This window comes from Streptomyces sp. NPDC056373 (assembly GCF_042262425.1).
Lineage (GTDB): Bacteria > Actinomycetota > Actinomycetes > Streptomycetales > Streptomycetaceae > Streptomyces.
In genome coordinates, this window is sequence record NZ_JBHJPX010000012.1 from 141,550 (window position 1) to 163,368 (window position 21,819).

Sequence of the window (21,819 nt, forward strand, 5' to 3'; positions counted from 1 at the left end):
AGGCCCGGGGGTATGCCTGGCCCTACCCCAGGTCTAGGCCCTGCCGCACTGCGTCGGCCCGCCCCCGCGCGGTTTCGTGGTGATCGACACCGACACCAGGGGGAACCCATGACGCACGACGCCGTCCGGCTGGACTCGGTCACCAGGAGATACGGATCCCTGACCGCACTCGACGGGGTTTCCCTGTCGTTCCCCGCGGGGACCTTCACCGCCGTCATGGGCCCCTCCGGCTCAGGCAAGTCCACGCTGCTCCAGTGCGCGGCCGGGCTGGACCGTCCCACCTCCGGGTCGGTCGCCGTGGGCGGCACCGAACTCACCGGGCTCGGCGAACGGCGGCTGACCCTGCTGAGGCGCGAGCGCGTCGGGTTCGTCTTCCAGGCGTTCAACCTGCTGCCCTCGCTGACCGCGGAGCAGAACGTGGCCCTGCCCCTGCGCCTGGCCGGCCGTCGCGTTCCCACCGCCCGGGTGCGCCAGGCGCTCGGACAGGTCGGACTCGCCGACCGGGCCCGGCACCGGCCGCCCCAGCTCTCCGGCGGCCAGCAGCAACGCGTCGCCCTGGCCCGCGCGTTGATCACCCGGCCCGACGTGCTGTTCGGCGACGAACCGACCGGCGCCCTGGACACCCGGACCGGCCGGGAGGTGCTCGACCTGCTGCGCGGCATGGTCGACCGCGAGGGCCAGACGGTCGTCATGGTCACGCACGACCCGGTGGCCGCCGCGTACGCCGACCGTGTGATCTTCCTCGTCGACGGCTGCGTGAGCGGGGAGTTGACGGGCGCCGGCGCCGATTCCATCGCCACCCGCATGACCCGCCTGGAGGCCGTGCCGTGCTGAGTGTCACCCTGCGCACGCTGCGCGCCCGCTGGGCCTCCTTCACCGGCAGCTTCGTGGCGCTCTCGCTGGGCGTCGCGCTGCTCACCGTGATGGGCCTGGCCCTGGCCTCGACGGCCGGCGCCCCGGAGCGCGGTCCCGAACGCTTCGCCGCCGCGCCGGTCGTGGTCAAGGGGCAGGACACCCTGCGCGTGCCGACCCCGATCGGCATCCGGGAGTCCCCGCTCGCGCAGCCGCGTCCCGTACCGGCCGCGACCGTCGCGCGGCTGCGGACGCTGGGCCCGGTCGTCGAGGACCGCTCGTTTCCCGTACCGGCTCAGGGCGCTCCCGCCGGCCTGGTGGGCCACCCCTGGTCCACCGCCGCGTTCGCCCCGTACGACCTCGCCACCGGCCGGGCGCCCCGCACGGCCGGCGAGGTCGCCGTCACCGGCGACTGGGCGCGCCCGGGCCAACGCCTGCGCACCGATGCGGGCACCGTACGCGTCGTCGGCACGCTGACCTCCCGCGGCTTCGAGAACGCCGTGTTCTTCACGGACACCCGCGCCGCACAACTGCACCCGTCCACCACACAGTTGGCTGTGAGGGCCGACCCGGCGGCCGTGCGCGCGGCGGTGGGCGACAGCGCCCGGGTGCTCACCGGCACGGCGCGCCGCCTCGCCGACGCCGACCCGGGCCGGGACCGTGAGGCACTCACCGCGATGAACGCCCTGTTCGGCACCGCCGGCGGTGTCACGGCCTTCGTGTCCGTCTTCGTCGTGGCGTCGACCTTCGCCTTCGCGGTCGCCCAGCGCCGAAGGGAGTTCGCCCTGCTGCGCACCGCCGGGGCGAGCCCGGGCCAGCTCCGCCGGGCCGTCCTCGCCGAGGCCCTCGCCGTCGGCGTCCTCGCCTCGGTGGCCGGCTGCGCGCTGGGCTCCTACGGGGCACCTCTGCTGGCGGCCCGGGTCGTCGAAGAGGGCCTGGCCCCGGCCTGGTTCACCATCGGAGAACACACCTGGCCGTATCACGCGGCCTTCTGGACGGGCCTGCTCGTCGCCCTGGGCGGAGCCACCGCGGCCTCCTGGCGGGCCGGCCGCACGGCCCCCACCGATGCCCTGCGCGAGGCGGCGGCGGACAGCGGCCCCCTGACCCCGGGGCGCCTGCTCTGCGGCACGGTCCTCCTGCTCACGGCCGCCGTGACCCTGGCCCTGTCCCTCACCGGCGATCCGTCCGACCTGCTCCAGCGCAAGACGTACATCAGCCGCCCCATGCTGCTGATCACCGCGGCCGCCCTGCTCGCGCCACTGGTGCTGCGGCCCCTGACCCGCCTGGCCTGCCTCCCCTCGGCCGTGGGCATGCTGGTCCGCGAGAACACGGCCACCGAAGTACGCCGCACCGCCGCCCTCGCGGCCCCCGTCCTCGTCACGGTCGCGCTCGCCGGTTCGCTCCTCGGCGCCACCGCGACCCTGAACCACGCGAAGTCCACCGAGACGAGCGAGCGCACCACCGCGGCCTTCGTCGTCACCCCGGCCGCCGGGCGGGGCTTCGACGCCGCCGGTCTGAGCAGGCTGCGGGCCGTGCCGGGCGCGCGGATCTCAGCGACGTCGTCGACGGCCGTCACCGTCCTGGAGGACGGTGTGGCCCTGATCCGTTCCGAGGCCCGCGCCGCGACCCCCGCCGACCTGGCGGCCACCAGCCGCCTGCCGATCGGCGCGGGCAGGACGGCCGACCTCGACGACGGCTCGATCATCGTCAACGAGGAGTGGCAACGGCACCGGGTGGGCGACCGGGTCCGGGTATGGCTCGGCGACGGAACGCCCCGCACGCTCCGTATCGCCGCGGTGATGCCGACCGGCACGGGCGGCAACGGCGTCTACGTCACCCCGCGCAACGCCCCGGGCGCCACGGCCGACCGCGTGGAGGTGACGCTCGAGGACGGCGCCGCCCCCGGCACCGTGGCCGCCGCCCTGCGCGAGGCGGCCGGTGCGGCAGGCGGCCGGGTCCTCACCCGGGACGCGTGGATCGACGCCACCCGGCCGGACACCAACCGCACCACCCGTCTCGGTGTCTTCCTGGTCCTCGGCATCGCTCTGCTCTACACGGGCATCTCCGTGGCGAACACCACGGTCATGGCGGCGTCCGACCGGGTCCGCGACCTGGCGGTGCTGCGGCTGACCGGAGCCACCCGGGGGCAGGTGCTGCGGCTGACCGCGGCCGAGGCCCTGACGGCCACCGCGGCCGGTGCGCTCCTGGGCGTCCTGGTCACGGGCGTCAACCTGGCCGGCATGTGGGGCGCGCTCGGCCTGCTGTCGGTGAGGCCCACCGTCACCCTGCCGTGGCAGGCTCTCGGCGCGACGGCGGCGGCCTGCGCCCTGCTGGCCTTGGTCTGCGCGACGGTCCCCGCCGCCCTCGCCCTGCGCCGCCGCCCGGCGGACCTTGCGGGGATGCGCGAGTAGCCCGGCGGACCCGGCGGGCGTGCGCGAACAGCACGGCGGACCTGGCGGGCATGCGCGAACAGCCCGGCGGACCTGGCGGGCATGCGCGATCGGCCCGCCCCGTCCAGCCCGGGAGGCCGATCTCATCATGAGACCGAAAAGGGGACGGCCTTCTACAGTGAATCCATGAGACGGACCTCGTTCAGCACCTGGCCCTGCTCGATCGCCCGCACCGCGGACATCCTGGGCGACGCCTGGACCCTCCTGGTGCTGCGCGAGGTCTTCTACGGCGAATCCCGCTTCGACGGCTTCATCGGCACCCTGGGCATCGCCCGCAACACCCTCACCGACCGGCTGCGGCGGCTGGAGGCCGAGGGCCTGCTGCGACGGCACGTCTACCAGCGGGACCCGGTCCGCCACGAGTACCTGCCGACGGACAAGGGCCGCGACTTCTTCGGCGTCCTCGCCGCGATCAACGCCTGGGGCGACCGCTGGCTGGCCGGCGACGAGGGCGCCCCGGTGGTCCTGCACCACCGGCCCTGCGCCCACGACACCGAGGCCCGGGTCGTCTGCTCCGACTGCGGCGAGCCCCTGGAGCAGCGGGACATGAGCGTGCGCACCGGCCCCGGCTACCCGCCCCGCCTCCTCGACGACCCGGTCGTGCGGGAACGCTTCGCCCCCGGCAGGATCCTGGGGGACGGCCCGGCCGAACAGGCCTGAGAGCTTCCTCACATGCCCGGAGCGCGGACCGGCACGAGACAACCGTCACATTCGCAGACACGAAGAACGGGCGGCATCTGATCGATGCCGCCCGTTCTCGACGGTGCGCGAGGGGGGAGTTGAACCCCCACGCCCTTGCGGGCACTGGAACCTGAATCCAGCGCGTCTGCCTATTCCGCCACCCGCGCATTGGGTGTGTCCTGGGCGTCTGCCCCTTGGGGCCGGCGCCTTCCGACACCCAGAACATTAGCACGCTGGAAGGGGTGGGTTCACATCCCTTATCCCCGCAGGCAGACCCCCTGCCGAACCTTCGATGTCCCTGCCACGTATCAAGGCGTACCGGTTCACGTATCAACCTCGTACCGGTACCCGTCGTCTCCGCAGGAGGGGTCCGGGTCCACAGTCAGGTGCGGGACACTGGTCTTCAGCCGCCTCTACGATCCTTGTCAGGCATAGCGGAGGCGGATACGCGCAGCAGTAACACCGGAGGAGTTCGAAGAGGAGCTCCACAGGGAACCTCGTCCTGCGTCGACACCCGTCGGCGGGGCCGACAGGGGGAACCAGCCGATCGAGCGGCGCGTGGATACGATCAGTAAGCAGTACCAGCCGAGCGTCCCGCTGGGCGGTACACAGGACGGCAGCTACGGAGGAGGTGCCTCATGGGAGTCCTGAAGAAGTTCGAGCAGCGTCTCGAAGGTCTGGTCAACGGCACCTTCGCCAAGGTGTTCAAGTCCGAGGTCCAGCCCGTGGAGATCGCCGGAGCGCTCCAGCGCGAGTGCGACAACAACGCCACGATCTGGAACCGCGACCGGACGGTCGTACCCAACGACTTCATCGTCGAACTGAGCACGCCCGACTTCGAGCGTCTCAGCCCCTACTCCGGCCAGCTCGGCGACGAGCTCGCCGGCATGGTGCGCGACTACGCCAAGCAGCAGCGTTACACCTTCATGGGCCCGATCAAGGTGCACCTGGAGAAGGCGGACGACCTCGACACCGGCCTGTACCGGGTGCGCAGCCGTACGCTCGCCTCCTCCAGCAGCCAGCAGGGCGGCCCAGGAGGCGGCGGCGCGCCCGCCGCCCCGCAGGGCGGACGCCCGGGAGGCTACGGCTACCCGCCGTCCGCCTCGCCCGCCGGCGCCCCGCCCATGCCCGCCTCGCCGCCGCCCGGCGGCCGCCCCGGCGGTTACGGCTACCCGCCCGCCGCGAGCGGCCAGCGGCCCCCTGCCGCCCCGGCCGCCGGCGGACGCACCCGCCACTGGGTCGAGATCAACGGCACCCGCCACCAGATCTCCCGCGCGACGCTCGTACTGGGCCGCAGCACGGACGCCGACGTGCGGATCGACGACCCCGGCGTCTCCCGCCGGCACTGCGAGATCCGGACCGGAACGCCCTCGACGATCCAGGATCTCGGATCCACCAACGGCATCGTGGTGGACGGGCAGCACACCACCCGCGCTACGCTCCGCGACGGCTCGCGGATCGTCGTGGGCAGCACCACCATCATTTACCGGCAAGCCGAAGGGTGAAGCGGGGGCAATGTCAGAGCTGACCCTCACGGTCATGCGGCTGGGTTTCCTGGCCGTACTGTGGCTGTTCGTGATCGTGGCCGTGCAGGTCATCCGCAGCGACCTCTTCGGTACGCGTGTCACCCAGCGCGGCTCGCGCCGCGAGGCGGGCCGCCAGCAGCAGGCCGCCGCCCGCCAGGCACCACCGCAGCAGCGCCAGCAGCCCGCCGGCGGCCGCCGGGGCCGTAACGCCCCCACCAAGCTGGTCGTGACCGAAGGCACCCTCACCGGCACCACGGTCGCGCTCCAGGGCCAGACCATCACCCTGGGCCGGGCGCACGACTCGACGATCGTGCTGGACGACGACTACGCCTCCAGCCGCCATGCCAGGATCTACCCGGACCGCGACGGCCAGTGGATCGTCGAGGACCTCGGCTCCACCAACGGCACCTACCTGGACCGGTCCCGGCTGACGACTCCCACACCGATTGCACCGGGCTCGCCGATCCGCATCGGCAAGACCGTCATCGAGCTGCGGAAGTAGTGCTACATCATGGATAGGCGCGAGCGGAGCGAGCACGCAGTGGCGGGCCCCACCCCGGCCCCCCGCGCGCTCCCGACCGGAGGGTGGGCAGTGTGGCTCGACACGACCGGCTGTACCCGGAGCCGACGGGCGAGGTGCGCATGAGTCTGTCACTGCGCTTCGCGGCCGGATCGCACAAGGGCATGATCCGGGAGGGCAACGAGGACTCCGGATACGCAGGCCCGCGCCTGCTCGCCATCGCCGACGGCATGGGCGGCGCGGCGGCCGGTGAGGTCGCCTCCTCCGAAGCCATCTCCACCATCGTCGCCCTCGACGACGACGTCCCCGGCTCCGACATCCTCACCTCGCTCGGCACCGCGGTGCAGCGCGCCAACGACCAGCTGCGCTCCATGGTCGAGGACGACCCCCAGCTGGAGGGCATGGGCACGACCCTGACCGCCCTGCTGTGGACGGGACAGCGCCTCGGCCTGGTCCACGTCGGCGACTCGCGCGCCTACCTGCTCCGCGACGGCGTCCTCACCCAGATCACCCAGGACCACACCTGGGTGCAGCGCCTGGTCGACGAGGGCCGCATCACCGAGGAGGAGGCGACCACGCACCCGCAGCGCTCGCTGCTGATGCGCGCCCTCGGATCCGGCGACCACGTCGAGCCGGACCTCTCCATCCGCGAGGTCCGCGCCGGCGACCGCTACCTGATCTGCTCCGACGGCCTGTCCGGCGTGGTGTCCCACCAGACCCTGGAGGACACCCTCGCCAGCTACCAGGGCCCCCAGGAGACCGTCCAGAACCTGATCGAGCTGGCACTGCGCGGCGGCGGCCCGGACAACATCACGGTCATCATCGCCGACGTCCTCGACCTCGACACCGGCGACACCCTCGCCGGGCAGCTGTCCGACACCCCCGTCGTGGTCGGCGCCGTCGCCGAGAACCAGCACCAGCTGCACGACAACGGCATCATGCAGACGCCCGCGGGCCGCGCCTCCGGGCTCGGCCGCCACGGCCGCGGCGGCACAGGCGGCGAGTTCGGCCCGCCCGGCTCCGGCGACACCACCGGCTACATCCCCGCCGACGGCTTCGACTACGGAGACGACGACTTCACCAAGCCCCGCCGCAAAAAAGGCCGCTGGCTGAAGAGATCCCTCTACGGCGTCCTCGCCCTGGCCGTCGTCGGCGGCGGACTCTACGGCGGATACCGCTGGACGCAGACCCAGTACTACGTCGGCACCCAGAACGAGCACGTCGCGCTGTACCGGGGCATCAGCCAGGACCTGGCCTGGGTCTCGCTCTCGGACGTCGAGAAGGACCACCCCGAGATCGAACTCAAGTACCTGCCGCCCTACCAGCAGAAGCAGGTCGAGGCGACCATCCCCGAGGGCGGGCTCAAGAACGCCCAGGCGAAGATCCAGGAACTGTCGGTGCAGGCCTCCGCGTGCAAGAAGGAGGCGCAGCGGCGCGACGCCGAGAGCAAGAACAACTCCAAGACCGGCGAAGGCGAGGCCGGGGGCACCACGGGAACCACTCCCGCCTCCTTCACGTCCAAGGCCACACCGACGCCGAACCCGTCCAGCCCGTCGGGTTCACCGTCGGCCCCGGAGAAGTCCAAGCCCCCGACCACGACCGCACCCACCCCCAGCCCCGGCCCCAGCCTCTCGGAGGAAGAGCAGAAGGTCGTCTCGCTGTGCGGTAAGCAGTAGCCGTGAGAGGCCCTGTCACACGATGAGCGGTACGAATACGTCGCACTCGCCGACGCACCACACGTCCACGATCGGCGCCATCGGCGCGCCGAGCCGGCGCAACACCGAGCTCGCACTGCTGGTGTTCGCCGTCGTCATCCCGGTGTTCGCCTACGCCAACGTCGGCCTGGCCCTTCACGACTCGGTGCCGCCGGGCCTGCTGAGCTACGGGCTCGGGCTCGGACTGCTCGCGGGCGTCGGGCACCTGGTCGTCCGGAAGTTCGCGCCGTACGCCGACCCCCTGATGCTGCCGCTGGCCACCCTGCTGAACGGGCTCGGGCTGGTGGTCATCTGGCGGCTGGACCAGTCGACGAAGCTTCAGGCGAGCAAAACCTTCGTCGAAGCGGCACCGCGCCAGCTGCTGTACTCGGCGATGGGCGTCGCTCTGCTGGTGGTCGTGCTGATCTTCCTCAAGGACCACCGCGTCCTTCAGCGCTACACCTACATCTCCATGGCCGCGGCCCTGCTCCTGCTCGTGATGCCGCTGATCCCCGGCCTCAGCGCCCCCACCTACGGCGCCAAGATCTGGATCAAGATTCCCGGTATGGGCACGCTCCAGCCCGGTGAGTTCGCGAAGATCGTCCTCGCGGTGTTCTTCGCCGGCTACCTCATGGTCAAGAGAGACGCCCTGGCCCTGGCCAGCCGCCGCTTCATGGGCCTGTACCTGCCGCGCGGCCGCGACCTCGGTCCGATCCTCGTCGTCTGGGCGATCTCGATCCTCATCCTGGTCTTCGAGACCGACCTCGGTACGTCCCTGCTGTTCTTCGGGATGTTCATCATCATGCTGTACGTCGCCACCGAGCGGACCAGCTGGATCGTCTTCGGTCTGCTGATGTCCGCGGTCGGCGCCGTAGGCGTGGCGAGCTTCGAACCGCACATCCAGACGCGTGTGCAGGCCTGGCTCAACCCGATGCGTGAGTACGAGCTCTCCCGCGCCGCCGTCCAGGACGGCGTCGTCCACTCCGAGCAGGCCATGCAGGCCCTGTGGGCCTTCGGCTCCGGCGGCACCCTCGGCACCGGCCTCGGGCAGGGCAACTCCGACCTCATCGGCTTCGCCGCCAACTCCGACTTCATCCTCGCCACCTTCGGCGAGGAGCTGGGCCTCGCGGGCGTCATGGCGATCATGCTGCTCTACGGCCTGATCGTCGAGCGGGGTGTGCGCACCGCCCTCGCGGCCCGCGACCCGTTCGGCAAGCTGCTGGCCGTCGGCCTGTCCGGCGCCTTCGCCCTCCAGGTCTTCGTCGTGGCCGGCGGCGTGATGGGCCTCATCCCGCTGACCGGTATGACGCTGCCGTTCGTGGCGTACGGCGGTTCCTCCGTGATCGCCAACTGGGCCCTGATCGGCATCCTGTTGCGCATCAGCGACACCGCCCGCCGCCCGGCCCCCGCCCCCGCCGCCAACCCCGACGCCGAGATGACCCAGGTGGTCCGCCCGTCATGAACAAGCCCCTGCGCCGGATCGCGATCTTCTGCGGCCTGCTCGTTCTGGCACTGCTGATCCGCGACAACTGGATCCAGTACGTCCAGGCCGACGAGCTCCGGACCGACAAGGAAAACCGCCGCGTCACCATCGAGCGCTACGCCTCCCCCCGCGGCAACATCATCGTCGACGGCAAGGCGATCACCGGCTCCTCCGAATCGTCCGGCAGCGACTTCAAGTTCAAGCGCACCTACAAGGACGGCGCCATGTGGTCGCCGGTCACCGGCTACGCCTCGCAGGCCTTCGGCGCCAGCCAGCTCGAGAACCTCGAGGACGGCATCCTCACCGGCAACGACGACCGGCTGTTCTTCCGCAACACCCTCGACATGCTGACGGGCAAGAAGCAGCAGGGCGGCAACGTCGTCACCACCCTGAACGCCGCCGCACAGAAGGCCGCGTACGACGGTCTGAAGAAGCAGGGCGGCAAGGGCGCCGTCGCGGCGCTCGACCCCTCGACCGGCAAGATCCTGGCGCTCGCCTCCTACCCGTCGTACGACCCCTCCTCCTTCGCGGGCAACTCCACGTCGAAGGACGGCGGCGCCTGGTCGAAGCTGCAGAAGAAGAACAACCCGAACGACCCGATGCTCAACCGGGCGCTGCGCGAGACCTACCCGCCCGGCTCCACCTTCAAGGTGGTCACCGCGGCCGCGGCGCTGGAGGACGGCAAGTACACGTCCGCCGACACCAAGACGGACTCGCCGGACCCGTGGGTCATGACGGGCACCAACACCAAGCTGCCCAACGAGGGCAACATCCCCTGCAAGAACGCGACGCTGCGGGTGGCCCTCCAGTACTCCTGCAACACCGTCTTCGGCAAGATCGGCGCCGACCTCGGCAACGACAAGATGCTGGACATGGCCAAGAAGTTCGGCTTCGACGAGGAGCACTTCACGCCGGTCCGCGCCAACGCCTCGGTCTTCTCCGACGACATGAACCCCTCTCAGACCGCGCTGTCCTCGATCGGTCAGTTCAACACCGCCGCGACCCCGCTGCAGATGGCCATGGTCGCCTCCGCGGTCGCCAACGACGGCAAGCTGATGAAGCCGTACATGGTCGACGAACTCCAGTCGCCCGGCCTCGACCCGATCGCGAAGACCGACCCCCAGGAACTGAGCCAGCCCCTGTCGCCGGAGAACGCTCAGATCCTCCAGTCCATGATGGAGACGGTCGTCGACAAGGGCACCGGCTCGAACGCCAAGATCGACGGCGTCAAGGTGGGCGGCAAGACCGGTACCGCCCAGCACGGCGTCGACAACAGCGAGAACCCCTACGCGTGGTTCATCTCCTACGCCAAGGGCGCCGACGGCAGCTCGCCGGTCGCCGTGGCGGTCGTCGTCGAGGACGACAACGCCGTCCGTGACGACATCTCCGGTGGCGGCCTCGCGGCCCCGATCGCGAGGAACGTGATGGAGGCGGTCATCGACAGCAAGAAGTGACCCCGCTCACGCCTGCTTCACATCGGTGCACGTTGCGATACCGGTCCTGTATCGGCTGACGGGCTTGGCCAGGTCACACAGAGCGAGCCGGGTACGGTAGGCCCGGACGGCAGCCTCCGACCGTACAAGCATGCCGGTCGGGACCGACGGAGAGGGCTGGTAGGTAGCTATGGAAGAGCCGCGTCGCCTCGGCGGCCGGTACGAACTGGGCCAGGTGCTCGGGCGTGGTGGCATGGCGGAGGTCTACCTCGCGCATGACACCCGCCTCGGCCGCACCGTGGCGGTGAAGACGCTGCGCGCGGATCTCGCGCGTGACCCTTCCTTCCAGGCCCGGTTCCGCCGGGAGGCCCAGTCGGCCGCCTCGCTCAACCATCCCGCGATCGTCGCGGTCTACGACACGGGCGAGGACTACATCGACAACGTGTCGATCCCGTACATCGTCATGGAGTACGTGGACGGCTCGACCCTGCGTGAGCTGCTGCACTCCGGCCGCAAGCTGCTGCCGGAGCGGGCCATGGAGATGACCATCGGCATCCTCCAGGCGCTGGAGTACTCCCACCGCGCCGGCATCGTCCACCGCGACATCAAGCCGGCCAACGTCATGCTGACGCGCAACGGCCAGGTCAAGGTCATGGACTTCGGCATCGCGCGGGCCATGGGCGACTCCGGCATGACGATGACGCAGACCTCCGCGGTCATCGGCACCGCCCAGTACCTCTCCCCGGAGCAGGCCAAGGGCGAGCAGGTCGACGCCCGCTCCGACCTGTACTCCACCGGCTGTCTCCTCTACGAGCTGCTGACCGTCCGCCCGCCCTTCGTCGGCGACTCCCCGGTGGCCGTGGCCTACCAGCACGTCCGCGAGGAGCCCCAGTCCCCCAGCGTCTTCGACCCCGAGATCACGCCCGAGATGGACGCGATCGTGCTGAAGGCGCTCGTCAAGGACCCGGACTACCGCTACCAGTCGGCCGACGAGATGCGCGCCGACATCGAGGCCTGCCTCGACGGCCAGCCCGTCGCCGCCACGGCCGCGATGGGCGCGGTCGGCTACGGCGGCTACCCCGACGACCAGCCGACGACGGCCCTGCGCGCGGACTCCGGCGCGGGCGCCACGTCCATGCTGCCGCCGATGAACCCGGACGACGGCGGCTACGGCTACGACGACCGCCCGGACCGCCGCCGCGGGCAGCAACGCAAGTCCAACACCTCCACGATCCTGCTGGTGGTGGCGGGCATCCTGGTCCTGGTCGGGGCGATCCTGATCGGCCGGTGGGCGGTCACCAGCGACGGTGTGGGCAACGACAAGGTTCCGACGCCCAGTTTCGTCGGCGAGACGAAGCAGAGCGCCCGGAAGCTGGCCGAGAACGGCGACGTCGAAGTGACCTTCTCCAACAAGCCCTGCGAGAACCAGACCAAGGGCAACATCTGCTCCCAGGACCCGAAGGCCGGGGTGAAGGTCGACAAGGGCGACACCATCTCCCTGGTGGTGTCGACGGGTGCGCCGAAGGTGGCGGTGCCGAGCGTCGTCGGCGACAGCCTGGAGGACGCCAAGGCCACACTGGAGGCCGACAAGTACGGCTTCCAGGTGGATACGAAGACGAAGGAGTCCTCCGAGGACCCCGGCACCGTCCTGGAGCAGAACCCGGAACTGGGCGAGGAAGTGGAGAAGGGGTCGACCATCACCCTCACCATCGCCAAGGAAGAGGCGAAGTCCACCGTCCCGGACGTGCTCGGCCGGGACTGCAACGCCGCCAAGCAGCAGATGCAGGCCAACGACCTGGTCGGCGACTGCACCGAGGTGGAGACCGACGACGACAGCCAGGTCGGCAAGGTCATCCAGACCACCCCGCAGGCCGGCACGTCGGTCGAGCCGAACTCGTCGGTCAACATCCAGATCGGCAAGAAGAAGCAGCAGCAGAAGGTCAAGGTCCCGCAGGTCGTCGGCCAGACCGTCGGCCAGGCCAAGCAGACCCTCGCACAGGCCGGCTTCACCAACATCCAGTTCGCGGGCGGCAGCGACCAGAGCGACAACGCCCTCGTCGCCGGCCAGAACCCCGGCGCCGACCAGGAGGTCGACGACCCCGCGGGGACGACGGTCACCCTGCAGACGGTCGGCTTCGGAAACAACGGCGGCAACAACAACGGCGGCGGCGGAAACGGCGGCATCTTCGGCGGCCTGAACGGCAGCAACGAGGACGACTGACCCCGCCCACCACACCGTCACTCCACAGAGCCCCCGGCCCCCACAGAGGCCGGGGGCTCTGCCGTTGACGACCGAGGACAGGACATCTCCCGCAAAGGCGTACGTCTATCGATCGTGTCTTCATATGTCCTGACTCGTTCACCGGTGGGGTGGGGCATCGGAACCCGCCCGGCCATACAAGCCGGAGGACAAGGCGTGATCAACGAAACGGCCCTGCTGGAATCGCAGACCCTGCGCGGCAGCGTGCTCGAGCGCACGGACGTACTCGACAGGGTCAAGGCCCTGTCGCTACTGCCGGACGGGATGCACGTGACGACCGCGATGGTGGCGTCGTACTTCTCGGTGACGGTGGAAGTCGTCCGTGCCCTCGTGCACGACCACCGTGCGGAGCTCGAAGCGAGCGGATACCGAGTTCTGGCCGGGACGGAACTGAGTGACTTCAAGCAACTCAGTGGAATCCAGTCACGCACCCGATCCCTCGCGCTCTTCCCCCGACGCGCCGTCCTCAACATCGCCATGCTGCTCCGCGACAGCGAAGTCGCACGTCAGGTGCGTGTCCACCTCCTCGACATGGAGTACCTGGCACGCACACAGCCTGTGGAAAACTCCGCCCCACAGGACGCCACCTCCCTCGACGCCCGCATCGACCAGCGCATCACCCACGTCCTGGGAAGGACCGTCGTCCCCTTGTTCAACGCCCTGATCGAAACCTCGGGCGAGCACCGGCGAGAGCTCACCGCCCTCCGGGCAGGCGTCCAGCGCATCGAGAAGCGGCTACGGCAGCACCACGCCCGGCTGCAGCGACTGGAAGCCCCCCGGGAAGGCCGGCCACTCGCCGGAGTCATGGCCGCCATGGACGCCATGAACGGGCGCGAGTTCGAAGAACACGTCGCCGAACTGCTGCGCCGCGACGGCTGCACCGACGTCGTCGTGCAAGGCGGCGGAAGGGACCGGGGCATCGACATCACCGCACTCACCGCCGACGGGCGGCGCATCGTCGTCCAGTGCAAGAGGTTCGCGCCCCACCTCTCCATCACCAGCCCCGAGATCCAGAAGTTCCTCGGGGCGGCCAAGGTCCTCCACGACTCCGAGGTGGCCCTCTTCGTGGCGACATGCCCCTTCACCCGCGACGCCCTCAACATCGCCGCCGAAAGCGGCATCACCGCCGTACACCGCGGGCTGGTGGAGGAATGGAGTGCCGGGGCGGCTCTGACCGTCCTGGAGTGACGGCCCGACCCGACGCAAAGGCCCGAAGCCGCAAGGGTTGGTTGCGGCTTCGGGCCTCCGTCATGCTAGCGGCCCGCCTCCCACGAAGCGGCGGTCAGTCCAGTTCCTTCGGCGGTGTCCGGTCCGCGTCCACCTTCTGCACCCGCTCCAGCTCCCCCCACACCACGTACCGGTACGTGCTCGTGTACACCGGCGTGCAGGTCGTCAGCGTGATGTAGTGGCCCGGCTTCTTCTTACCGGACTCCTCCGGGACCTGGGAGAGGACCTTGACGTTGAACTTCGAGGTCTCCGGCAGGATGTCGAAGACCTTGTAGACGTACCACTTGTCCTTCGTCTCGAAGACGATCGGGTCGCCCTTCTCGATCTTGTCGATGTTGTGGAACTTCGCGCCGTGACCATCACGGTGCGCGGCGAGGGAGAAATTGCCGTCCTTGCCCGACATCGGCAGCGTCGCCTTCACCGGATCGGTGTAGTAGCCGGCGACACCGTCGTTGAGGATCTTGCTCGACGTGCCCTTCTCGACCAGGACCTCGCCGTTGCGCATCGCCGGCACGTGCAGGAAACCGATGCCGTTCTTGGTGTCCAGCGCACCGGGACCGCCCCGGCCGTGGGCCCAGTCGTCACGGACCTTGTCGGCCTGCTGGCCGGCCGCCCGGTCGGCGACCACGTTCGTCCACCACAGCGAGTAGACGACGAACAGGCCGAGAACCAGGCCCGCCGTGATGAGAAGTTCCCCGAAGAAACTGACCGCCATGGCGATCGGACCGGGCCTGCGGCGTGCCGCAGGCGGCCGGGACGCCCCGCCGGTGTGCTTCTCGTGGTCCGTGTCGGTGGTCGCTGCCACTGGTCATCTGCCCTTAACTGACGAGCGCATCCGGCTTGCCCTTGCTGCGCGGCCGTTCCTCGACCATCTTGCCCCAGACGATCATCCGGTACTTGCTGGTGAACTCCGGCGTGCACGTGGTCAGCGTGATGTAACGGCCGGGCTTGGTGAATCCGGACCCCGTCGGCACGGGATTCAGCACGCTCGTGTTGCTCGGCGGCGTCACCGGAAGGATCGACGCCATCTTGTAGACGAAGTACTCGTCCTGCGTCTCCACGACGATCGGATCACCCGGAGCGAGCTTGTTGATGTACCGGAACGGCTCTCCGTGCGTGTTGCGATGGCCCGCGAGCCCGAAGTTGCCGGTCTTGTCACCGGGCATCGCCGTCTTCAGCGCACCCTCGCCGTAGTGGCCGACCATCCCCCGGTCGAGCACGCCCTTGCTGCTGGTGCCCTCGGCGATCGGCACCACCACGTCCAGCTTCGGAATGTGCAGGATGGCGAAACCCTGCCCCGGCTCGAACACCCCCGGATTGCGCTTGCCGCTCGCCCAGTCGTTCTGGAGGCTGCTGGCCTCCTGTCCGGCCTCGGCATGCGCCCGGACGTTCGTCCACCACAGCTGATAGGTGACGAACAGCAGCATCAGCACCCCGGTGGTGATGAACACCTCGCCGATGGCCCGGCTCGCGACGACCGCCGGACCGGGCTTGCGCGCCCGTGCCTGCCGCCGCGCCTCGACCCGCGACAGCGGCGCCCGCGCCGCACCACCGGAATCCAGGTCGCTGTCCTCACGGACCGACGCCGGAGTGTCCGCCGCACCCCCACGGCGCCCGTGACGGCGTTTGGCGGCCTTTCTGCGGGCCGCGCGGCCACCGGGGGCAGATCCATCCGGCCGGGCGCCGGAAGAAGCCGGAGAACCCGCCCTGGGATCGCCGCCCTCCGCGGGAGGATCCGGAATCCGCAGCGCCACCGTCTCCTCGTCGGCGGGAGGCAGATACGCCTCCTCGGGGACGGGCTCGTACGACGCGTACTGCCCCGGATGCCGCACCCCGGACCGAGGCCGCACGTCCGGCCCCGGCGGATACGGCTCCTGCTGCGAGGACGCCCCGTACCCCCCGCCCGACCACTCCTCGAACGCGCCCGACACCCCGTACGACTGCTGCCCGTACGAGGTGCCGGACTCGCGCTCGGGGCGCAGCGCGGTCACGCCGTGGCCCTGCCCACCACCGGGGCGAGCCCGGCCGACCTCGCCACCGCACCCTGATCGCCGCACTCCACCAGCCAGTTCGCCAGCATCCGGTGCCCGTGCTCGGTCAGCACCGACTCGGGGTGGAACTGCACTCCCTCGACCGGCAGTTCACGGTGCCTGAGACCCATCACTATGCCGTCGTGCGTACGCGCCGTGACCTCCAGCTCGGCCGGTACCGTCGCCGGCTCAGCTGCCAGCGAGTGGTAGCGCGTCGCCGTGAAGGGGGAGGGCAGGCCCGCGAACACACCGCCGCCGCCGTGCTCGACCAACGACGTCTTGCCGTGCAGCAGCTCAGGCGCACGGTCCACCACACCGCCGTACGCGACCTGCATCGACTGCATGCCGAGGCACACGCCGAAGACCGGGACACCTGTGTCGGCGCAGTGCCGGACCATGTCGACACAGACGCCCGCCTGCTCCGGCGCGCCGGGGCCCGGAGAGAGCAGAACCCCGTCGAAACCGTCCTGGGCGTGCGCCGTCGACACCTCGTCGTTGCGCAGAACCTCGCACTCGGCACCCAGCTGGTACAGGTACTGGACCAGGTTGAAGACGAAGCTGTCGTAGTTGTCGACGACGAGAATGCGCGCGCTCACTGGTTGTCCACCGTCACATCGTTGAAGGGCAGCAGCGGTTCCGCCCACGGGAAGACGTACTGGAAGAGGACGTAGACCACGGCCACGACCAGGACGAGTGAGATCACTGCCTTAGCCCACGTGTTTCCCGGCAGATGCCGCCAGATCCAGCCGTACATGCCGTCCCTTCCGTCGTACCACGGCACCAGACCCACGCCGTACAGCCACCAGACTAACGGCGCAGCGCCTCTGGTTTCCCGGCCTCCACAGGCTGAGTGGAGTCCAGGTGCGCCCAGACGATCAGCCGATGACTGTGCCCCCATTCCGGGTCACACGTGGTCAGCGTCAGATACCGGCCCGAACGCGTGTACCCGGAAGTACGTGGGACAGGGTCGATCACCTCGATGTCGGACGGGACTGTTTTGTACGGGCCTTTGTCGATCCGATACGTGAACCAGGTCGTACCGTCCGTCAGCACCACCGCGTCGCCCCGCCTGAGCTCGGGGAAGTCCTTGAAGGGGTCGCCGTAGGTGCGGCGGTGGCCGGCGACCGCGAAGTTCCCCCGCTGCCCGAGCTGTGCGGTCTCGGCATAGTGGCCCAGGCCCTTCTTCAGGGTGCCGGTGGCGGTGCCTTCGAGCACGGGCTTGTTCCACGTGAAACCGAGCCGCGGGATGTACATGATCGCGAAAGGCCTGCCCTTGACGTAGGGCGCGGGTCTCGCAGGGCCCGCGGGGGAGGCTCCGGCCGGCGGACGCGGCTTCGACCACTCCTTCTGGAGCAGGTCGATCTGGTCGTCCATGACGCCATCGGCCTTCACGCCGGTCCAGAAGAGCACGTAGACGACGAACAGCACGATCAGGGTGCCGACGGTGATGCAGAGTTCGCTGACGGTCCTGACGATCACGCGCACCGGCAGCTCCCCCGGCCTGGCCGCTACTCCACGGGCTTGGCGTAGTGCAGATCCACTGTGCCCGAGTAGCCGGGCAGAGTCACCGGGCCGTTCTCCTCGACTTTCCAGCCGAGCCCGTAGACATTGACGTAGACCATGTAGTTCTGGATGGCCGGCGAGGCCGCGAGCGCCTTCTGCAGCCTGCCCGGATCGCCGACCGCCGTGATCTTGTACGGCGGCGAGTACACACGGCCCTGAAGAATCAGGGTGTTGCCCACACAGCGCACCGCACTGGTGGAGATCAGCCGCTGGTCCATGACCTTGATGCCCTTGGCCCCGCCCTCCCAGAGCGCGTTCACCACGGCCTGGAGGTCCTGCTGGTGGATGACCAGGTAGTCCGGCTGCGGCTCGGGATAGCCGGGGAGCTTGGCCGTGGCGTCCGGCGGAGCGTCGTTGAGGGTGACCGAGAGCGACTCGCCCGAGAGCTTCTGCGTCCCCGCGCGCTTCTCCAGCGCGGTGAGCTTGTCGTCCTCCGCCTTGGTGCTGCCGTCGTCCCGCTCGGCGAGGGCCTCTATCTCCTGGCGCAGGGTGCCGTTGGTCTCGTCCAGCTCGCCGTTCTCCCGACTGCGCTCGTGGATGAGGTCGGACAGCTTCAGCAGGGAGGCGTCCGTGCGGATGTTGGTGCCCTTGGCCGTGTTGAAGCTGGTGAAGAAGATAAGCCCGGCGAGAGCGAACACGGCCGCCGTGAGGACGCGCACAGGCCGGAAACGCCGCGCGCGCTCAGGGGTGGATCCCGTCCCGGGGGAGTCGGCAGAATTGCTCAACGTACCCTTATCTCCTTCGGCGCGGCGGAAGCACTACGCTAACGGACGCCCGGGGGAGCAATCGGAGTCCCCTTACGCTGCCCCGAGACCGACCCAGTTACCTGCGCGGCCACGCAGCGCATCGACAGGAGAGACCCTCGTGCCGAAGTCACGTATCCGCAAGAAGGCCGACTACACGCCGCCGCCTGCGAAGCAGACGACCGCCATCAAGCTCAGCAACCGTGCCTGGGTCGCGCCCGTCATGCTGGCCATGTTCCTCATCGGCCTGGCCTGGATCGTCGTCTTCTACGTCACCGACGGCTCCTTGCCCATCGACTCGCTGGGCAACTGGAACATCGTGGTGGGCTTCGGCTTCATCGCCGCCGGATTCGGTGTCTCGACCCAGTGGAAGTAGCGGTCACCGCACGGTGAACACACCTCTGCCCAGGGGTGTTCGCTGAGTTATCCACAGAGGTTTTCCACATGGGGATAATGAAGACGATCTGTGGATAACCCGTTGGACGTTGACGCCGGTATGACGGAAGTACCGGTACTCGAAAACTTGTTCGCCCCCTGCCTGACCTGCGGATACGCAGGTCGGTGACAGGGGGCACATGTGTTCCCGCACCGTATGCACAAGATCCGACACCCGCTGTGGGCAACGCCTGCTCAGGTGAGCTGTGCCGTCCTCAGGACGGTCATGAGCACGATGACGCCCAGGACCAGGGCGCAGGTGCCGTACTGCACGATCGCGCGGCGCTCCCGCGGGGCGTGGACCATGCCGTACCCGATGACGACACCGGCGACCAGGCCTCCGATGTGGGCCTGCCAGGAGATGTTGAACATCGGGCTGAAGGTGAAGATCAGGTTGATCACCAGCAGCGCGATGATCGGGCGCATGTCGTAGTTGAGCCGGCGCATCAGGACCGCCGTGGCACCGAACAGGCCGAAGATCGCGCCGGAGGCACCCAGGGTCGGCGTGCTGGGGGACTCCAGCAGGTAGGCGAGCGCGCTGCCCGCCAGGCCGGAGATGAAGTAGAGCGCGAGATAGCGGGCGCGCCCGAGTGCCGCTTCGAGCGGGCCTCCCAGCCACCACAGGCTGAGCATGTTGAACGCGATGTGCCAGATCTCCTGGTGCGCGAACATCGACGTCACCATGCGGTACCACTCGCCTCCCGCCACGCCCTGGGTGGGCGTGAAGGGCGCCGGCGGCCAGGCGCCGAGCAGGACGATGTCGCTGAGCAGCGACTCGTGGACCTGGACGGCGATGAACACGGCCAGGTTGATCCCGATGAGGATCTTGGTCAGCAGCCGGGGGTCCGCGGCGATGGAACCGCCCGCGATCGTCCGGGGCATGGCGGCCGTGGGCGAGTGACCGGTGCCGGAACCGGTGCGGACGCACCCGGGGCACTGGAAGCCGACGGAGGCGTTGACCATGCACTCGGGGCAGATCGGGCGCTCGCAGCGCGTGCAGCGGATGCCGGTCTCGCGGTCCGGGTGGCGGTAGCACATGGGGACGCTGTGGGCGTCCCGCGGGCTGCTCGCAGCCTGGTCGTCCATGGTCTCCCCTAGGTCGTGTGAGAAAAGCCCGCCCCGCTCATCCTTACGGATGAGCGGGGCGATTGGTTCCCTGCGGGAGCCTTCGCGCGGTTCCCGGTGGGAGCCTTCGCGCTCAGCGGGTTTCGATGACGACCGACTCGATGACCACGTCGTTGAGCGGACGGTCGGTGCGCGGGTTCGTCTGGGCGGTGGCGATGGTGTCCACGACCTTCTGGCTCGCCGCGTCGGTGACCTCGCCGAAGATGGTGTGCTTGCGGTTCAGCCACGCCGTCGGGGAGACGGTGATGAAGAACTGCGAGCCGTTGGTGCCCGGGCCGGCATTGGCCATCGCCAGCAGGTAGGGCTTGTCGAAGCGCAGGTCCGGGTGGAACTCGTCCTCGAACTGGTAGCCGGGACCGCCGGTGCCGTTGCCCAGCGGGTCACCGCCCTGGATCATGAATCCACTGATCACCCGGTGGAAGACCGTGCCGTCGTAGAGCTTGTCCGTGGACTTCGCGCCCGTCTCCGGGTGGGTCCACTCCCGCTCGCCCTGGGCGAGCTCGACGAAGTTCTTGACCGTCTTGGGCGCGTGGTTCGGCAGGAGCCGGACTTCGATGTCGCCGTGATTGGTCTTCAGGGTGGCGTAAAGCTGCTCGGCCACGATCTGCCTTCCGTTGTCTTTCCGTGACTCCCTGATCCTCGCATGGACGGGACGCCGCGTCGCCCGACCCGGGTGCAGCGGGGGGAAACCCTCGGCGGGCGTTCACAGAAAACCGGTCGAGCAGCGCCGGGGCGGGGGCGCTCGGCAGCAATCCGTGGCATTGTCGACGACAAGCTCCTGTTGTCCCCTATTCATCCGCTATCGCACGTGATCGGCTCCGGATACCGGTTCCCCGTGACCCGGATGCCCTTCCGCGCATGCCTGGTCGTGCGCCGGGATGCATGATCCGTAAAAGGGTGGAAAGTCGAAATACCGTACGCCACCGAGGAGGAGGAACCCGTGACCCGCATCGACAGCGTGCGCGCCGCGACTGGTTCGGCGAAGGACAGCGTGCTGCACGCCGCGGAAGTGGTGGCGCCCTACGCCGACACGGCCAAGGACAGGGCCGCGCACTACGCACACGAGGCACGCGTACGGCTAGCGCCCAAGGTGACGCAGGCCGCAGGGCAGGCGCGCGTCCAGTACGGCACCCATGTGCAGCCGTATGTGGAGCAGGCCCGCACGCATGTGCCGCCGAAGGTCGACCAGGCCGCCCAGGAAGCCGCCGAACGTACCCGCAAGGCTGCTCGCCAGGCGGCGGAGTACTCGCGACCGAGGATCGAGCAGGCGGTGGCTGCGGCCGTGCCTGTCACGACCGAGGCCGCGGCCCGGAGCGTGGCCGCCATGTCCGCGCTGCGCGGACAGGTCTCGCCCAAGGAGATCCAGAAGCTGGTCCGCAAGCACGAGCGGCGGGCCAAGGCCGGTAAGGCCGCGAAGACGCTGGTGATCCTGGGTGCGGTCGCGGGCGGTGCTTTCGCCGCGTGGAAGTGGTGGGACAAGCAGGCCAATCCGGACTGGCTGGTGGAGCCGCCGGCCGCGACGGAGGTCCCCGAGTCGGGGCGCCTGTCGTCCGTGGACGGCACCGGTCCGTCGGTCCTGGACCCGGAGGTCGAAGCGAAGCAGGCCGAGGACGAGGCCGCCCGCCGCGACGACCGTTCCTGAGGGCGCCGGATCCAACAGCCCGGTGGGGCGGGAGACTTGAGAGTCTCCCGCCCCACCGGGCTGTTTCACGTGAAACATCTGCAGCGGCCCGCCGCCCGCGGGACGGAAAATGCCCTCCGGGACTGCGTTTCCGCAGTTCGGAGGGCATTTCCGGA

Annotated in this window: 19 protein-coding genes and 1 tRNA gene; 12 read left to right on the forward strand and 8 right to left on the reverse strand. The window is 69.6% G+C overall.

The features are described from left to right. The first annotated feature begins 108 nt into the window (after positions 1-108). The 3 genes from ACFCXS_RS25820 to ACFCXS_RS25830 all read left to right on the forward strand — a co-directional run bounded on the left by ACFCXS_RS25820 (position 109) and on the right by ACFCXS_RS25830 (position 3,962). Positions 109-834, forward strand: a complete 726-nt coding sequence (locus ACFCXS_RS25820) for an ABC transporter ATP-binding protein (RefSeq protein ID WP_376645707.1) — start codon at positions 109-111, stop codon at positions 832-834. Next, positions 828-3,263: an FtsX-like permease family protein gene (locus ACFCXS_RS25825; protein WP_376645708.1), complete on the forward strand. Its 2,436-nt coding sequence runs from the start codon at positions 828-830 to the stop codon at positions 3,261-3,263. The genes ACFCXS_RS25820 and ACFCXS_RS25825 overlap by 7 nt, the downstream gene beginning before the upstream one ends. 165 nt (positions 3,264-3,428) lie before the next feature. Beyond that, positions 3,429-3,962: a winged helix-turn-helix transcriptional regulator gene (locus tag ACFCXS_RS25830; RefSeq protein WP_376645709.1), complete on the forward strand. Its 534-nt coding sequence runs from the start codon at positions 3,429-3,431 to the stop codon at positions 3,960-3,962. A gap of 104 nt (positions 3,963-4,066) precedes the next feature. Here ACFCXS_RS25830 and ACFCXS_RS25835 read toward each other — a convergent pair. Then, a tRNA-Leu gene (locus ACFCXS_RS25835) sits at positions 4,067-4,150 on the reverse strand. 471 nt (positions 4,151-4,621) lie between these two features. Here ACFCXS_RS25835 and ACFCXS_RS25840 point away from each other — a divergent pair. The 7 genes from ACFCXS_RS25840 (at position 4,622) to ACFCXS_RS25870 (ending at position 14,087) form a co-directional block, all read left to right on the forward strand. Next, positions 4,622-5,488 carry an FhaA domain-containing protein gene (locus ACFCXS_RS25840; protein ID WP_376645710.1) on the forward strand — a complete coding sequence of 289 codons (867 nt, stop codon included), beginning with the start codon at positions 4,622-4,624 and terminating at the stop codon, positions 5,486-5,488. A 10-nt stretch (positions 5,489-5,498) separates the two neighbouring features. Next, complete coding sequence (locus ACFCXS_RS25845) at positions 5,499-6,011, forward strand: FHA domain-containing protein (RefSeq protein ID WP_376645711.1); 513 nt, start codon at positions 5,499-5,501, stop codon at positions 6,009-6,011. Positions 6,012-6,151: 140 nt separating this feature from the next. Continuing rightward, positions 6,152-7,705, forward strand: a complete 1,554-nt coding sequence (locus ACFCXS_RS25850; RefSeq protein ID WP_376645862.1) for a Stp1/IreP family PP2C-type Ser/Thr phosphatase — start codon at positions 6,152-6,154, stop codon at positions 7,703-7,705. 22 nt (positions 7,706-7,727) lie between these two features. Then, entirely contained in the window at positions 7,728-9,185 is a 1,458-nt protein-coding gene (locus tag ACFCXS_RS25855; RefSeq protein ID WP_376645712.1) for an FtsW/RodA/SpoVE family cell cycle protein, read from the forward strand. Continuing rightward, complete coding sequence (locus ACFCXS_RS25860; protein WP_376645713.1) at positions 9,182-10,660, forward strand: peptidoglycan D,D-transpeptidase FtsI family protein; 1,479 nt, start codon at positions 9,182-9,184, stop codon at positions 10,658-10,660. Before ACFCXS_RS25855 ends, ACFCXS_RS25860 begins: the two co-directional genes overlap by 4 nt. A 169-nt stretch (positions 10,661-10,829) precedes the next feature. Continuing rightward, on the forward strand, positions 10,830-12,860 hold the full coding sequence (gene pknB / locus ACFCXS_RS25865) for a Stk1 family PASTA domain-containing Ser/Thr kinase (protein WP_376645714.1): 2,031 nt from the start codon (positions 10,830-10,832) through the stop codon (positions 12,858-12,860). 195 nt (positions 12,861-13,055) lie between these two features. Continuing rightward, positions 13,056-14,087: a restriction endonuclease gene (locus ACFCXS_RS25870; RefSeq protein ID WP_376645715.1), complete on the forward strand. Its 1,032-nt coding sequence runs from the start codon at positions 13,056-13,058 to the stop codon at positions 14,085-14,087. Between the two features lie 94 nt (positions 14,088-14,181). Here the strand turns inward: ACFCXS_RS25870 and ACFCXS_RS25875 are convergent, their stop codons facing one another. From ACFCXS_RS25875 to ACFCXS_RS25895, 5 genes are all read right to left on the reverse strand, one after another. Next, entirely contained in the window at positions 14,182-14,931 is a 750-nt protein-coding gene (locus ACFCXS_RS25875; protein ID WP_376645716.1) for a class E sortase, read from the reverse strand. Positions 14,932-14,944: 13 nt separating this feature from the next. Beyond that, positions 14,945-16,117: a class E sortase gene (locus tag ACFCXS_RS25880; protein WP_376645717.1), complete on the reverse strand. Its 1,173-nt coding sequence runs from the start codon at positions 16,115-16,117 to the stop codon at positions 14,945-14,947. Further along, positions 16,114-16,752 carry an aminodeoxychorismate/anthranilate synthase component II gene (locus ACFCXS_RS25885; RefSeq protein ID WP_376645718.1) on the reverse strand — a complete coding sequence of 213 codons (639 nt, stop codon included), beginning with the start codon at positions 16,750-16,752 and terminating at the stop codon, positions 16,114-16,116. The genes ACFCXS_RS25880 and ACFCXS_RS25885 overlap by 4 nt, the downstream gene beginning before the upstream one ends. Positions 16,753-16,963: 211 nt before the next feature. Continuing rightward, positions 16,964-17,641: a class E sortase gene (locus ACFCXS_RS25890; RefSeq protein ID WP_376645719.1), complete on the reverse strand. Its 678-nt coding sequence runs from the start codon at positions 17,639-17,641 to the stop codon at positions 16,964-16,966. A gap of 23 nt (positions 17,642-17,664) precedes the next feature. After that, positions 17,665-18,444 carry a DUF881 domain-containing protein gene (locus tag ACFCXS_RS25895; protein WP_376645720.1) on the reverse strand — a complete coding sequence of 260 codons (780 nt, stop codon included), beginning with the start codon at positions 18,442-18,444 and terminating at the stop codon, positions 17,665-17,667. 139 nt (positions 18,445-18,583) lie between these two features. Here ACFCXS_RS25895 and crgA point away from each other — a divergent pair, with 139 nt between their 5' ends. Then, positions 18,584-18,838: a cell division protein CrgA gene (crgA, locus tag ACFCXS_RS25900; protein ID WP_030846986.1), complete on the forward strand. Its 255-nt coding sequence runs from the start codon at positions 18,584-18,586 to the stop codon at positions 18,836-18,838. 254 nt (positions 18,839-19,092) lie between these two features. Here crgA and ACFCXS_RS25905 read toward each other — a convergent pair whose 3' ends face one another. Beyond that, positions 19,093-19,983, reverse strand: coding sequence for a rhomboid family intramembrane serine protease (locus ACFCXS_RS25905; protein WP_376645721.1), 891 nt, complete (start codon positions 19,981-19,983; stop codon positions 19,093-19,095). Positions 19,984-20,095: 112 nt separating this feature from the next. After that, a complete protein-coding gene (locus ACFCXS_RS25910) occupies positions 20,096-20,623 on the reverse strand; it encodes a peptidylprolyl isomerase (protein ID WP_104779141.1) in 528 nt (175 codons plus the stop codon). Positions 20,624-20,962: 339 nt separating this feature from the next. Here ACFCXS_RS25910 and ACFCXS_RS25915 point away from each other — a divergent pair, with 339 nt between their 5' ends. Continuing rightward, a complete protein-coding gene (locus ACFCXS_RS25915) occupies positions 20,963-21,664 on the forward strand; it encodes a DUF5324 family protein (protein ID WP_376645722.1) in 702 nt (233 codons plus the stop codon). The last annotated feature ends 155 nt before the right edge of the window (positions 21,665-21,819 follow it).

Bases quoted from the DNA above. Each gene is read 5' to 3' on its own strand.
- pknB (WP_376645714.1), top strand. From the start codon at position 10,830: ATGGAAGAGCCGCGTCGCCTCGGCGGCCGGTACGAACTGGGCCAGGTG.
- ACFCXS_RS25855 (WP_376645712.1), top strand. From the start codon at position 7,728: ATGAGCGGTACGAATACGTCGCACTCGCCGACGCACCACACGTCCACG.
- ACFCXS_RS25905 (WP_376645721.1), bottom strand. From the start codon at position 19,983: ATGGACGACCAGGCTGCGAGCAGCCCGCGGGACGCCCACAGCGTCCCC.
- ACFCXS_RS25850 (WP_376645862.1), top strand. From the start codon at position 6,152: ATGAGTCTGTCACTGCGCTTCGCGGCCGGATCGCACAAGGGCATGATC.
- ACFCXS_RS25845 (WP_376645711.1), top strand. From the start codon at position 5,499: ATGTCAGAGCTGACCCTCACGGTCATGCGGCTGGGTTTCCTGGCCGTA.
- ACFCXS_RS25830 (WP_376645709.1), top strand. From the start codon at position 3,429: ATGAGACGGACCTCGTTCAGCACCTGGCCCTGCTCGATCGCCCGCACC.
- ACFCXS_RS25840 (WP_376645710.1), top strand. From the start codon at position 4,622: ATGGGAGTCCTGAAGAAGTTCGAGCAGCGTCTCGAAGGTCTGGTCAAC.
- ACFCXS_RS25820 (WP_376645707.1), top strand. From the start codon at position 109: ATGACGCACGACGCCGTCCGGCTGGACTCGGTCACCAGGAGATACGGA.
- ACFCXS_RS25860 (WP_376645713.1), top strand. From the start codon at position 9,182: ATGAACAAGCCCCTGCGCCGGATCGCGATCTTCTGCGGCCTGCTCGTT.